We start from the raw sequence: 13,118 nt of genomic DNA on the forward strand, positions 1-13,118 counted from the left end.
GCCGATCTGCGAACATGCACGGTTAGATCAGGCATTGCCGTCTTTGAACTCCAAACCCATTTGCGCGTATCGTTCAGCTTCGTCCAGCCAGTTGGGCCGCACCTTGACCTGCAGGAACAAATGGACACGACGGCCCAGAAATTCCTCCAATTCTTCGCGTGCCGCCTTGGAAACCGCCTTGATCGTTTCGCCCTTGTGACCCAGCACGATGCCTTTATGGCCATCCCGTATCACATAGATCAACTGGTCAATTCGTGCCGATCCGTCTTTGCGTTCTTCCCAGCCTTCCGTTTCAACCGTCATTTGATAGGGCAGTTCCTGATGCAGGCGCAGCGTCAGTTTCTCACGTGTCATCTCGGCGGCGATTGTGCGCATGGGCAGGTCCGCAATCTGGTCTTCTGGATAAAGCCACGGCCCTTCCGGTACCATACCAGCCAGCCACCCGCGCAGCGCATCAACGCCGTGCCCACGCTCTGCGGAAATCATGAACGTCTCAGCAAAATCATAGCGCTCATTGAGGTTTTTGCTGAGCGCCAGCAAAACCTCGGCTTGCACCCGGTCAATCTTGTTGATGGCAAGCGCCACAACGCGCCCCTGCCCGACGTCGGCCAGACCTTCGAGGATGCGTTCAACGCCTTCGGTCACGCCGCGATGCGCTTCGATGAGCAGCACAACTACATCCGCATCCGCCGCCCCGCTCCATGCGGCGGCAACCATTGCGCGGTCAAGCCGCCTGCGTGGTTCGAAAAGACCCGGCGTGTCTACGAAGACTATCTGGCTTTCACCTTCCATGGCCACCCCACGGATGCGCGCACGCGTGGTCTGCACCTTATGGGTGACAATCGATACCTTCGCCCCGACCATTCGGTTGAGCAAAGTCGACTTGCCCGCGTTGGGCTCTCCGATCAGTGCCACAAATCCCGCACGTTTACTCATCCGCTTGTCTCCAGTTTCGCCAACAAGGCCTGTGCCGCGGCTTGTTCAGCCTGCCGCTTTGACCCGGCCGTGGCCTGATCCGTTTCTCCGGTACTGAGCTGCACGGATATTGTGAAAATCGGTGCGTGATCCGGGCCTTTGCGATGCACCTCTTCGTAGTGGGGCGGTTGCAGTCCGCGCGCCTGCGCCCACTCCTGCAGCGCTGTTTTTGCATCACGCGCATCTTCTTCGACCTCATGCACCCGATCGCCCCAGAGCCGCAGGATCAAGGCCCGCGCCGCATCAAAGCCCGCATCCTGATACACAGCCGCAATCACCGCTTCGATCGCATCCCCCAAGAGTGCCTGCTTGCGCCTGCCACCCGATAGCATCTCAGAGCGGCCGAGGCGCAGAACCGCCCCAAGGTCAATCTCGCGCGCGACATCAGCACAGGTCTCTTTACGTACCAAGGCATTGAAACGCGGGGCAAGCTGGCCCTCGGTCGCGTCATTATCGAGCCCCAGCAGCGCCTCGGCCATGACCAGACCAAGCACCCGGTCGCCCAGAAATTCCATGCGCTGATTGTCACCACGGTTTGCCGTCGACATGGAAGCATGCGTCACCGCCTGCGCCAAAAGCGAGGGTTGGTTAAACTGATGCCCCAACCGCTTTTGAAAAGCCTTCAGTTCCGCAGAGAGTTTCACTCCACCCTCTTAAAGAAACGATCACTGCGCCATGTCCAGAAAAACAACATGGACCGTCCAGCGGAGGAGAACATGACCCTGTCCGCGCGACCAATCAGGTTTTCGTACGGTACAAAGCCGACGCCACGCACCTGCCGCGCCAGACGGCTATCGGCGGAGTTGTCGCGGTTGTCGCCCATAAAGAAGTAATGCCCCTCAGGCACCGTATAAACTCCCGTCCGATCAGACGCCTGCGGCCCGATGTCCAGCACGGTATGGCTGACACCATTTGGCAACGTCTCAATCGCGCGGGCCTTGAGGCAGTCGCCCCCGTCCCCGACCGGCCCATTGGAGCAGCGCGGCCTGCGTCCTTCGGGGCCCTGCGGCTCCATCACCTCGACAAAGTTCCCTGCGGGTTCCTGCGGGGCTTCCTCACCATTGATGTAAACGATGCTATTGCGCATCTGTACCGTATCGCCGGGCAAGCCGATCAGACGCTTTATGTAATCGCGCCCCGACACCGGATGGCGGAAAACGATCACATCGCCGCGCTCGGGCTCGCCGCCCAGAATACGCGTGTTTTCACCGTCCAGAAATCCGCAGATGTTTTTTGCGTCCACGTTAATTCCAAAGCGCGGCATGATAATGCTGGGGCAGGAGGCGTAAGAATAGCCATAGGCCATTTTATTCACAAAGAGAAAGTCACCAACCAGCAGGGTTTCCTTCATTGAACCCGATGGAATCCAGAATGGCTGAAAGAACAACGTGCGGAAAACACCGGCAATCAGCAGGGCATAGACAATCGTCTTGATCGTCTCGACAATCGCGTTTCCGGATGTCTCTTCTTTGGCGGCCATTTGGGCAGGCTCCATCAATTTGTTTGGCTCGTAATGAGGGGGGCGCGGGGCACTGTCAAGACAGGCCCACACAACGTTGAGTGAGTTTGCCCTGCGCGCTCCCAAGCGACGCAGTTCGAAATGCCACGGTTCACACTGATACTGTGCCGATCTGCGCCGGTACTTTTACATTGGGGGTGTAACGGCTGCTTTCAGCTTTTGACGGGCAAGGCCTCGATCACCACAAAGGCCTGCGCCCACGGGTGGTCGTCGGTCAGCGTTACATGGATGACGGCCTCATGACCGGGCGGGGTCATCGCCGCCAACCGCTCTTGCGCCCAGCCTGTGACATGCATGACGGGCTGGCCGGATTTGAGATTGGTGACCGACATGTCCTTCCACGCGATCCCCATGGCAAGGCCAGTGCCCAGAGCCTTGGAACACGCCTCTTTTGCCGCCCAGCGTTTTGCATATGTGCCAGCAACATCGCGCCGCCGTTCCGCCTTGGCCTGCTCGATGTCGGTAAAGACGCGGTTGCGAAACCGATCCCCAAAGCGGTCGAGTGTGCGTGCAATACGTTCAATATTCGCGAGGTCCGTCCCGATGCCGAGAATCATGCCAGCCGTGCGGTCAGAATCTTCAGGCTGGCAAATGCAAACAACAGACCAAACGCCGCCTCGAAACCGCGCTTGGCGCGCGTATATGCCCGCGCAATCGGTGCCGCCGAGAATAATATCGCATAGCCGAAAAACACGAAGCTGGACGCACAGATCAAAGCTGCAAACAAGCTCCAGACGGATGCAGGGCCTGCGCCGGGTGCCAATGCGATAGCGTAGATTGCGCCCCATCCCAGGACTGCTTTGGGGTTGGTCAGATGCAGCATCAATCCTTTCAGGAAGAGTTTGCGCGCCGCAACCGGCGGAATTTTTACCTCGCCTCCGCGCCAGGCTGAGCGCAGAGACTTCAGCGCAAGATACATAAGATAGGCGGCACCGAGGTATCGAATGACTTCAAAAAGCCATGCGTTATTCATCATGATGGCGGAAAAACCCAGAGCCGCCGTAATGCCCCAACAGGCCGAACCGACAACGATACCCGCAGCCACCGTGAGTCCGGCCCGACGCCCCAACTGCATCGAGGTGCCGGAAATGGCCAGCGTCGCCGGTCCGGGGCTGCCGCCGCCAATGACCCAGCCCAGCAGGATAAGTGGCAAAGGCAACAAGAGCATCGTGTCCGTCATGCCCGCGCCTCATCCATGAGACGGCGCATTTCCGCAATCGCAGGCTCCAACCCCAGAAAGATCGACTCGCCAATCAGGAAATGGCCAATATTCAATTCGAGCACCTCAGGAAAGGCGGCGACAGGCTGCACAGTGTCATAGGTCAGCCCATGGCCTGCATGAACCTCAAGGCCGAGGGAATGGGCAAAACCCGCCATGTCCCTCAGGCGCGCGAGTTCACTGTCACGCCGTTCGAAATCCCCCTCAGCATGGGCGTCGCAATAGGCGCCGGTGTGCAGCTCGATGACTTCAGCCCCGATCCGGTGCGCCGCTTCGATCTGGCGTTTTTCTGCAGCGATAAAGATCGACACCCGGCACCCGGCCTCGCGCAAGGGTGCAATGAAATGGGCCAGCACGTTTTCCTCGCGGGCGACTTCAAGGCCACCCTCGGTCGTGCGCTCTTCGCGCTTTTCGGGCACAATGCACACCGCGTGCGGTTTATGGCGCAAGGCGATCTGTTGCATCTCATCCGTGGCCGCCATCTCGAAATTGAGCGGCACGCTCAGCACATCCATCAGCCCTTCGATATCCGCATCCGAAATATGACGACGATCTTCGCGCAGATGCGCGGTAATACCATCCGCGCCTGCTTCTTCGGCAATCCGCGCCGCACGCAGGGGATCAGGATAGGCACCGCCGCGCGCATTCCGCACGGTCGCCACATGGTCAATGTTCACGCCAAGGCGCAGTTTTCTCTGATCGGACACCACTGGCCCTCCCCTGATATTGCGGCCGGATCATTGCCCGGCGGGCGGACGCTCCGCTTTTCGTTTCGCTTCTGCTTTCGCAGCCGCCTTGGCTTTGATCGCTTCAAGTTTGCTTTTGATCAAACCCTTGCGTCGCTTTTGATATACGCGGATGAGCGGCACTGACAAATAGTAGCACAGCGCGCCAAAGAAAATACCCGACACGAACCCCCCGACCATGTAGGGAAAGAAAATCTCGTCATAGAAAACCCGAAGGTGCGACCAGTCTGCGGTATCATCCGTGAACATCGCAACGAAGTTGTGATGCAGATCCGCCGCCGCATCCGCGAACTTGCCGCCAAAGGAGCGGTGAATGCCCTCATCAACCGGATCCCCGAGGATCCAGTGACCCGAGGACAAAGCGGCCACACCGATGGGCACATAGGTCAGCGGGTTGCCAAAGAACGTTGCCATCAATGACGCGATCACATTGCCGCGCATCACAAAGGCCAGACCCGCCGCGATAAAAAAATGAAAACCGTAAAACGGCGAGAATGACGCGAAAACACCGGCAAATATACCACGCGCGATCCGTTCGGGGCTGTCAGGCAGCCTGCGCATCCGGTGCTTGACGTAATGAAATGCACGGGTCCACCCACCCCGTGGCCACAGAGCTTCAAGCACAGCACGCGGCCAGCTTTTGGGATCTCTGCGTTTAAAGACCAACTGTGGCGTCCTTACTCAATTCTTGTACAGGGTGGCGCGTGCCATTCATCCCAAAATTATGACGACCCGATGACCGCGATGCGACATCAGGCAGGTGTTTCCGATGTATCATGCGCCATATTTCTATACCGCGATACGGAGGCAACATCGCTCTCTGCCTCCAGCGTGAGCATAAGGGAATGAAGATGCGCCACATCTCGAAGCTCTACATAGATCAATATCAGGAAATAATCAGGCTTTCTGTCGACAAATTGTAAATCTGAAATATTCGCTCGGGTTTCACCGATCAATGTGCAAATTCGCCCCAGTGTCCCTGCATCGTTGTTCAGGGTGAGCTCAATCGTTGCCCCGTAGACCGCAGGGTGCGCACCTTCGTGCCAGCGCAGATCAAGCCACCGGTCAGGCTGGGCCTCATACGCACTCATCCGGTCGCAATCAATCGCATGCACGACGACGCCACGCCCTTTGAAGGTAATCCCGACAATCCGCTCGCCCGGCAGCGGCTGACAGCAAAAAGCCCGCTCAAAATACTGCCCGGGCGACAGACCTATCACAGCGCGTTTCGCATCAACTTTTGCGCCCTCCTTGGGCACAAGCTCGGGGTACACAGCCTGCACGACTTCGCGTCCGGTGATCTCGGCACTGCCAAGACGGGCGAGCAGGTCAATACGGTCATCGCAGCGCATGTTGCGCGCTGCCGTCGAGAGCGCCTTGTCGGTCGCTTTGCGGCCCACATGCTCAAATGCGGAGCGTGCAAGTTCCCGCCCCAGTTTGACGAAACGGGCCCGGTCTTCCTCGCGCAGCGCACGCCGGATGGCGGATCGCGCCTTGCCCGTTACCGCAATATCAAGCCACGTCGCCTGCGGGCTTTGGCCTTCGGCGGTGATCACCTCGACCGACTGGCCGTTTTTCAAACGCGTCCAGAGCGGGACGCGCATGTGATCAACCTTGGCCCCCACACAGGCCATGCCAATGCGCGTATGGATCGCAAAGGCAAAGTCGATGGGCGTGGCCCCGCGCGGCAGCTTCACGACTTCCCCTTTGGGCGTGAAACAGAAAACCTGATCTGAATACATCTCAAGCTTGACCGCTTCGAGGAAGTCCTCGTGATCTTCCTCGGCGTCAAACTGCTCGGTCAGGGTGCTGATCCATTTCGCAGGATCGACCGCAAATGGGTTATTGCTGCGCACACCGTCCCGGTAGGACCAATGCGCCGCCACGCCGGTTTCGGCAACATCGTTCATCTGAACAGTTCTGATCTGAACCTCGACGCGTTTTCCGTCGCGCCCGGATACGGTGGTATGGATCGAACGATACCCGTTGGTTTTGGGCTGACTGATGTAGTCCTTGAACCTGCCCGGCACAGCCCGCCACCGCTGATGAATGGCCCCCAGTGCCCGATAGCAGTCTTCTTCGTTTTCCGTGATGATGCGAAACCCGTAGATGTCCGAAAGCCGCGCAAAGGACTGGTCCTTTTCCTGCATCTTGCGCCAGATCGAATAGGGCTTTTTGGCGCGTCCGAAGACTTCGGCCTCTACGCCGGCTTTGTCCAACTCAAGCCGCATGTCACCGGTAATGCGCTGGATCACATCGCCCGTTTCTTTTTGCAGGTTGATGAAGCGGCGGATGATCGACGCGCGCCCCTCCGGATTGAGCACCCGAAACGCGAGATCCTCAAGCTCTTCGCGCATCCATTGCATCCCCATACGCCCCGCCAGCGGCGCATAGATATCCATGGTTTCGCGTGCCTTCTGGGCCTGCTTTTCCGGCTTCATCGCGCGGATGGTGCGCATGTTGTGCAGCCGGTCCGACAGCTTGACCAGAATGACCCGCAAGTCTTTCGACATGGCCATGAACAGCTTGCGGAAATTCTCGGCCTGTTTGGTCTGCGAGGAATTGAGCTGCAGATTGGTGAGTTTGGTCACGCCATCGACAAGCTCGGCGATCTCACTGCCAAAGCGCGCGGCAACCTCGGAATAGGACGCTTGTGTGTCTTCAATCGTGTCATGCAGCAATGCTGTGATCAGCGTTGCATCATCCAGATTCTGCTCTGTCAGGATCGCTGCAACAGCCACCGGATGATTGAAATACAGCTCACCCGAGTGGCGCAACTGTTCCGCATGCATCTCGCGGCCATAATCATAGGCCGCGCGAATCAACTTCTGGTTGGTTTTTGGATTGTAGCGCAGGACGAGCGACACGAGGTCATCGGCGGATATTTCCAAATGATCGCCGTCCTTCATGTCATCCGCCTCTCACGCCGGATCAGGCGGGCTGTGCTCAGCCCTGCCCTTGTGCCGCCATCAGTTGACGCAGCAGCATCTCTTCGGACATGCTGTCTTCTTCCGGCTTGTCCTGTTCGGCACCCATCAGCAACGCCATTGCGTCCTCTTCGGGTTCATCAACCTCGATCTGATGCTGATTGCTCTCGATCAGGCGCTCGCGCAGATCGTCGGCACTTTGGGTTTCATCGGCAATCTCACGGAGCGACACAACCGGGTTTTTGTCATTGTCACGGTTCACCGTGGGCGCAGACCCAGCTGAAATTTCGCGCGCACGATGTGCCGCGAGCATCACAAGCTCGAACCGGTTTGGAACTTTATCAACGCAATCTTCAACTGTGACGCGGGCCATGAAACATCTCCATCAGACAGAGTAGGGGCGGAAGTGTGTTATTTAAGTCGGTTGCCACCGCTTTACAAGCAGAGAATTACAGCTCACGGACTTCGTTTCTGAGGTCTTCCGGAAGGGCTTCAACCATCTCATTGACGCTCATTCCCGTGATGGGATGACGCCAATCCGGCGCAACATCGGCCAGTGGGATCAAGACAAAAGCCCGCTCATGCAGGCGCGGGTGCGGCAGGATCAACCGCTCCGGTGATTTGGTCATCTGTTGTTCAAGCGGCAACTGCGCCCAGTGATCATATGTCCCGCGATCAGGCAAAACCTGATCCGCCATCGCGATCAGATCAAGGTCCAGAGTACGCGGCTCCCAACGCTTGGTCCGGGTGCGCTTGAACAGTGATTCAATCTCATGAAGATGGCTCAAAAGGTCGGCTGCATCCAGTTCCGTTTCAAGGGTGAAGGCCGCATTGACAAAATCCGGGCCAGATCCCGCCGGGAAGGCAGCTGTGCGAAACAGCCTGCTGAAAGCCCGAATCGCTCCAACCTTAACGGGAAATTCTTTCAATGCATTCAGTACGGTATCGCGTGGGGTTCCGTTGCGTAACCCTTGGTTTGACCCCACGGCAATTAGTGCAAGTGACCGTAATTGTGGCGATTTTCTGCCAATTTTCCCCTGTCTTGTCACTTGCGGCACAGTTAAAAAACCCTATTTTGTTCAATTGTCGGGTGCAGAAATTTTATCACAACATTTTACGAGCACCAGCGCCTGACTAATCGAAAGGACACTTAGATGTTTTACAAGGACGAACGGCTTGCGCTGTTCATCGACGGCTCGAATTTGTACGCGGCTGCCAAATCACTGGGGTTTGACATCGACTACAAATTACTGCGTCAGGAATTCATGCGTCGCGGGAAGTTGCTGCGCGCATTTTACTACACGGCGCTGCTCGAAAATGACGAGTATTCCCCGATCCGCCCACTCGTGGACTGGCTCAATTACAACGGGTTCACGATGGTTACAAAACCGGCAAAGGAATACACCGACAGCATGGGCCGCCGTAAGGTCAAAGGTAACATGGACATTGAGCTGGCCGTCGACGCCATGGAACTGGCACCGCGGGTTGATCACATCGTGTTGTTTTCCGGCGATGGCGATTTCCGTCCGCTGATCGAGAGCCTTCAACGCTCTGGCGTGCGCGTGTCTGTCGTGTCGACGATTCGCAGTCAGCCCCCGATGATTTCTGACGAGTTGCGCCGTCAGGCGGACAATTTCATTGAGCTCGACGAACTGAAAGACGTTATAGGTCGCCCTCCGCGCGAGTATAACGAGGCAAGTTAAATGAAAACCGTTTCAGAGGGGGACCTGCGTTGCGGCATGTCACCCTCTGGACGCAGCCGCGTCAAACCCTTACCTCTGAGACATCTGATCCGGAGTAAGACATGACGAAACCGCCCCTGACCCTCTTTCTTGCAGCACCGCGTGGTTTTTGCGCAGGCGTTGATCGTGCGATCAAGATCGTGGAACTGGCGCTCGATAGATGGGGCACGCCCGTTTATGTCAGGCATGAAATCGTGCACAATAAATTCGTGGTGGACGGGCTGCGCGCAAAAGGCGCCATCTTCGTCGAAGAGCTTTCGGAATGTCCTGACGACAGGCCCGTGATCTTTTCCGCCCATGGCGTGCCCAAATCCGTGCCGACCGCGGCGCAGGCGCGCAACCTGGTCTATGTGGATGCCACCTGCCCCCTTGTCAGCAAGGTGCATATCGAAGCGCAACGCCACGCAGACAACGGGCTTCAGATGATCATGATCGGCCATGCAGGCCACCCCGAAACCGTCGGCACCATGGGTCAGTTGCCTGAAGGCGAGGTCCTGTTGGTGGAAACCCCTGAAGATGTGGCGACCGTCGAGATAAGAGACCCGGCGAAACTGGCCTATGTCACGCAGACCACACTCAGTGTTGATGACACCGCTGATGTGGTCGCCGCCTTGCAGCAGCGTTTTCCATTGATTGTGGGCCCGCACAAGGAGGACATCTGCTATGCGACCACCAACCGACAGGAGGCCGTCAAGGCCATGGCCCCGAAATGCGACGCGATGCTGGTTGTCGGGGCACCCAATTCGTCAAACTCGCGCCGCCTTGTCGAGGTTGGCGCACGGGCCGGTTGTCAATACGCGCAGCTTGTCCAGCGCGCCACGGATATCGACTGGCGCGCCCTTGATGGCATCAGCAGCATTGGCATCACCGCCGGGGCATCTGCGCCAGAGGTCTTGATCAACGAGGTGATCGCCGCGTTCGACGCACACTATGATGTGACCCAAGAGGTGGTCGAGACTGCGGTCGAAAACGTGGAATTCAAAGTGCCGCGTGTCTTGCGCGAACCGGCCTGAACCGCGCCGCATGTCCGCCAGACAAGACATCTTTGGCTCCCCCGATCAGCAAGCGCTTTTGGGCCGGGGGCGGGCCCTGCATGATCTGACACATGGCAACGCCGGCTACACCTACTATGGCCGGACCGTTGGCATCGTCAGCCCGGACCGTGCCCCCTTTGCGGAACTGGTGTCCATGACACGGCTGCAAGGGGCCAGTCATTTTGCTCATGTGCAAAACGATCAGATGCCTGCGCTGGTGCAGCAGCTCAAACCCCATGACCTGAGCGCTGTGCAGTATGCACGCTGGGTCGGTGACGCCTCTGCCTTGCAGACCGCACGCGAAACCGTCACCAGCAAACAGCTGCCCAATGGTATCACCAGCCACTGGCTGACGGATGAAAGCGACAATCGCCTGCGCGCATCTTTGGCAAGCGCCGCACTGGCTTGCGGCGTTCTGCCACCGCACCTCGCCGTGTTGAGCGGCGCGCTGCAACCGGGGCTGTGCCGCATGGCCGTCACGGATCAGGGCGAGGTCGTCTCCTGTGCGGCCGCCGCCTCCTATATGCACGCCGATCACCCTGACGGGCAGGTCGAATGCTGGTGGGGCATGCTGTCCACCGTGCCGGACTGGCGCGGTTTCGGGCTGTCTTTGCGCCTCGGGGCCGAGGTGATGCTTGAGATGGCGCGCAGATACGGCTTCATGCGGTTTTTCACCGGAATCGAGCCCGGCAATACTGCTTCCGAGGTGGTCTGTACACGGCTCGGCCTGACCCTCACGGACTCCAGCACGCTGTCGGTGGCGGACCCCGGCCAGTTGAGCGGCGGGCGCATGACAAAGTGATCACAGCCTCTTGCCTTGGGCGGCGCTCAGGCTCATGTTGCCGCGCATGAAATCGATCCCCTTTGCACCGCTCATCCTTGGCCTCGCCGGCCTCATTCCCTTCGTCTGGGGGGCCGCGACCTATCTGGCCGAGCCACTGGCCCAGTGGGGCGTTCGCGCGCTTGGCCCGCGTTTTGTCGGGCCCTACATACAGCTTTTCTACGGCACGGTGATCCTGTCCTTCATGTCGGGTGTGCTCTGGGGCTTTGCAACCAAAGCGCAAGGCGCGCGCGCGGCCACCGCTTACACGCTGTCTGTGATCCCTGCCCTTTGGGCTTTTTTCATGTCAGGGGGCGGGCCGACCGCCGCCGCAACCAATCTGATTTTCGGGTTCCTCGGTCTCTTGATCCTTGATTTTGCCTTTTCCATTTGGGGCCTGACGCCAAGGTGGTGGATGTCCCTGCGCATTTTGTTGACCAGCATCGTGGTCGCATGTCTGGCCGTCGGAGTATTTCTGTGAGTGATGATGAAACCCTCTCCGTCTATGCGGCCAAAGCGGGTGACTATGCCAATCTGACCGACGATGCCGCCGCTCAGGACCCAAGCCTGATCGCCTTTATCGCGGCCATGCCAAGGCGCGGGCGCGTGCTTGATCTGGGCTGTGGTCCGGGTGGATCAGCTGCCGTAATGGCGCAAGCCGGGCTTGTCGTGGACGCCTTTGACCCTGTCCCTGAAATGGTGGTACTGGCCGGGCGCCACGCTGGTGTGAGCGCCCGCGAGGCCGGTTTCGAGGATGTAATACAGGTCGATCATTACGACGGGATCTGGGCGAACTTCTCGCTGCTCCATGCCCCGCGCGATGACATGCCAAAGCATTTAGCCCGGATCGCGACCGCACTGAAACCCGGCGGGCGGTTTCATATCGGGGTCAAAACCGGCACGGGCAGTAAACGGGACACTTTGGGCAGGCGTTATACATATTACACCGAAAGCGAGTTGGTCGACCTGCTGGCCGCGGCGGGGCTCACGGTATTTGATCACCGCGAAGGCTGCGACACAGGTCTGGATGGCGTTGATGCCCATTGGATTGTACTGGCCGCCCATGCCTGAGTTATTCGCCTATACTGACGGTGCCTGTTCGGGCAACCCGGGTCCCGGCGGCTGGGGCGTTTTGCTGCAGGCCAAAGAGGGCGACAGGCTGGTCAAAGAGCGTGCGCTCAAGGGCGGTGAAGCACATACCACCAACAACCGGATGGAGCTTTTGGCCGCCATCAACGCGCTGGAATCCCTCAGCCGCGCCAGCACGATTACCATCGTGACCGACAGCAACTACGTCAAAAATGGCATCACCGGCTGGATTCACGGCTGGAAGCGAAACGGCTGGAAAAATGCCGCCAAAAAACCCGTCGCGAATGCAGAACTCTGGCAGAGGCTGGATGAGGCCAATGCACGTCACGACGTCACCTGGAAATGGGTCAAAGGGCACGCCGGGCACGCGGAAAACGAACGCGCAGACGAATTGGCGCGCGCGGGCATGGCGCCGTTCAAACCATGAGCGTGATCGGTTTCCTTGACTACGCGAGCGTGTTTATTTTCGCCCTGACCGGTGGGCTGGCCGCCAGCAGGCAGCAGTTGGACATCGTGGGCTTTGCCTTTATCGCCTGCCTCACGGCGGTGGGCGGTGGCACGCTTCGGGACCTGCTGCTGAACCGGGATACGATTTTCTGGATCGCACAGCCAACCTACATCGGTGTGGCTTGTGCCGCCGCCTTGGTCGTATTTGTCACCGCGCATCTGTTTGAAAGCCGTTTGAAAACGCTGATCTGGCTGGACAGTTTCGCGCTGGCGGTGGCAGTATCGGCAGGCACCGGTGTCGCGCTGGCGCTTGATCAGCCCGCACTGGTGGTGGTCCTGATGGGGACAATCACGGGCTGCATGGGCGGGCTTTTGCGTGATGTGGTGTTGGATGATGTACCGGTGGTTCTGCGTCAGGGCGAGCTTTATGTGACAGCCGCTTTTGCAGGCGCAACCGTGGCTGTGCTGACCCGGCCTCTCTTCGCAGAGCCTCTCATCGCGCTGGCGCTATGCTCCGGGGTTACATGGGCGTTGCGCGCAGGATCACTTGCCTTTGGCTGGCGCTTGCCTGTTTATAAAAGCAGGCCACCCCGACAGTGA

Annotated in this window: 17 protein-coding genes; 7 read left to right on the forward strand and 10 right to left on the reverse strand. The window is 58.6% G+C overall.

Annotated elements, in window-relative coordinates:
* Positions 1-27: 27 nt before the first annotated feature.
* The 10 genes from era to folK all read right to left on the reverse strand — a co-directional run bounded on the left by era (position 28) and on the right by folK (position 8,444).
* Positions 28-936 (reverse strand): GTPase Era, encoded by a 909-nt coding sequence (era, locus tag RLO149_RS16615; RefSeq protein WP_013963255.1) that lies wholly within the window; start codon positions 934-936, stop codon positions 28-30.
* Complete coding sequence (gene rnc, locus RLO149_RS16620) at positions 933-1,619, reverse strand: ribonuclease III (protein ID WP_013963256.1); 687 nt, start codon at positions 1,617-1,619, stop codon at positions 933-935. Before rnc ends, era begins: the two co-directional genes overlap by 4 nt.
* Positions 1,616-2,455 (reverse strand): signal peptidase I, encoded by an 840-nt coding sequence (gene lepB / locus RLO149_RS16625; RefSeq protein ID WP_013963257.1) that lies wholly within the window; start codon positions 2,453-2,455, stop codon positions 1,616-1,618. The genes rnc and lepB overlap by 4 nt, the downstream gene beginning before the upstream one ends.
* Positions 2,456-2,646: 191 nt before the next feature.
* The gene (gene acpS, locus RLO149_RS16630) at positions 2,647-3,051 is read right to left on the reverse strand and encodes a holo-ACP synthase (RefSeq protein WP_013963258.1); all 405 of its coding nucleotides are present in this window, start codon (positions 3,049-3,051) and stop codon (positions 2,647-2,649) included.
* Positions 3,048-3,674, reverse strand: a complete 627-nt coding sequence (locus RLO149_RS16635; RefSeq protein WP_013963259.1) for a LysE family translocator — start codon at positions 3,672-3,674, stop codon at positions 3,048-3,050. The genes acpS and RLO149_RS16635 overlap by 4 nt, the downstream gene beginning before the upstream one ends.
* Positions 3,671-4,420 carry a pyridoxine 5'-phosphate synthase gene (locus tag RLO149_RS16640; RefSeq protein WP_044025709.1) on the reverse strand — a complete coding sequence of 250 codons (750 nt, stop codon included), beginning with the start codon at positions 4,418-4,420 and terminating at the stop codon, positions 3,671-3,673. Before RLO149_RS16640 ends, RLO149_RS16635 begins: the two co-directional genes overlap by 4 nt.
* Positions 4,421-4,450: 30 nt before the next feature.
* The gene (locus RLO149_RS16645; RefSeq protein WP_013963261.1) at positions 4,451-5,125 is read right to left on the reverse strand and encodes a DUF2062 domain-containing protein; all 675 of its coding nucleotides are present in this window, start codon (positions 5,123-5,125) and stop codon (positions 4,451-4,453) included.
* 86 nt (positions 5,126-5,211) lie between these two features.
* The gene (locus tag RLO149_RS16650; protein WP_013963262.1) at positions 5,212-7,368 is read right to left on the reverse strand and encodes a RelA/SpoT family protein; all 2,157 of its coding nucleotides are present in this window, start codon (positions 7,366-7,368) and stop codon (positions 5,212-5,214) included.
* A 37-nt stretch (positions 7,369-7,405) separates the two neighbouring features.
* The gene (gene rpoZ, locus RLO149_RS16655; RefSeq protein ID WP_013963263.1) at positions 7,406-7,759 is read right to left on the reverse strand and encodes a DNA-directed RNA polymerase subunit omega; all 354 of its coding nucleotides are present in this window, start codon (positions 7,757-7,759) and stop codon (positions 7,406-7,408) included.
* 76 nt (positions 7,760-7,835) lie between these two features.
* Positions 7,836-8,444: a 2-amino-4-hydroxy-6-hydroxymethyldihydropteridine diphosphokinase gene (gene folK, locus RLO149_RS16660; RefSeq protein WP_013963264.1), complete on the reverse strand. Its 609-nt coding sequence runs from the start codon at positions 8,442-8,444 to the stop codon at positions 7,836-7,838.
* Positions 8,445-8,540: 96 nt separating this feature from the next.
* Between folK and RLO149_RS16665 the strand changes: the two genes are divergently transcribed.
* The 7 genes from RLO149_RS16665 to RLO149_RS16695 all read left to right on the forward strand — a co-directional run bounded on the left by RLO149_RS16665 (position 8,541) and on the right by RLO149_RS16695 (position 13,118).
* On the forward strand, positions 8,541-9,089 hold the full coding sequence (locus RLO149_RS16665) for a LabA-like NYN domain-containing protein (protein ID WP_013963265.1): 549 nt from the start codon (positions 8,541-8,543) through the stop codon (positions 9,087-9,089).
* Positions 9,090-9,190: 101 nt separating this feature from the next.
* Positions 9,191-10,141 (forward strand): 4-hydroxy-3-methylbut-2-enyl diphosphate reductase, encoded by a 951-nt coding sequence (gene ispH, locus RLO149_RS16670; protein ID WP_013963266.1) that lies wholly within the window; start codon positions 9,191-9,193, stop codon positions 10,139-10,141.
* A 10-nt stretch (positions 10,142-10,151) separates the two neighbouring features.
* Positions 10,152-10,964, forward strand: coding sequence for a GNAT family N-acetyltransferase (locus RLO149_RS16675; protein ID WP_013963267.1), 813 nt, complete (start codon positions 10,152-10,154; stop codon positions 10,962-10,964).
* Positions 10,965-11,010: 46 nt separating this feature from the next.
* Entirely contained in the window at positions 11,011-11,463 is a 453-nt protein-coding gene (locus RLO149_RS16680) for a DUF3429 domain-containing protein (RefSeq protein ID WP_044025711.1), read from the forward strand.
* Positions 11,460-12,053 (forward strand): class I SAM-dependent DNA methyltransferase, encoded by a 594-nt coding sequence (locus RLO149_RS16685; protein ID WP_013963269.1) that lies wholly within the window; start codon positions 11,460-11,462, stop codon positions 12,051-12,053. The genes RLO149_RS16680 and RLO149_RS16685 overlap by 4 nt, the downstream gene beginning before the upstream one ends.
* A complete protein-coding gene (gene rnhA / locus RLO149_RS16690; RefSeq protein ID WP_013963270.1) occupies positions 12,046-12,498 on the forward strand; it encodes a ribonuclease HI in 453 nt (150 codons plus the stop codon). The genes RLO149_RS16685 and rnhA overlap by 8 nt, the downstream gene beginning before the upstream one ends.
* On the forward strand, positions 12,495-13,118 hold the full coding sequence (locus tag RLO149_RS16695; protein ID WP_013963271.1) for a trimeric intracellular cation channel family protein: 624 nt from the start codon (positions 12,495-12,497) through the stop codon (positions 13,116-13,118). The genes rnhA and RLO149_RS16695 overlap by 4 nt, the downstream gene beginning before the upstream one ends.

This window comes from Roseobacter litoralis Och 149 (genome assembly GCF_000154785.2).
GTDB classification, from domain to species: domain Bacteria; phylum Pseudomonadota; class Alphaproteobacteria; order Rhodobacterales; family Rhodobacteraceae; genus Roseobacter; species Roseobacter litoralis.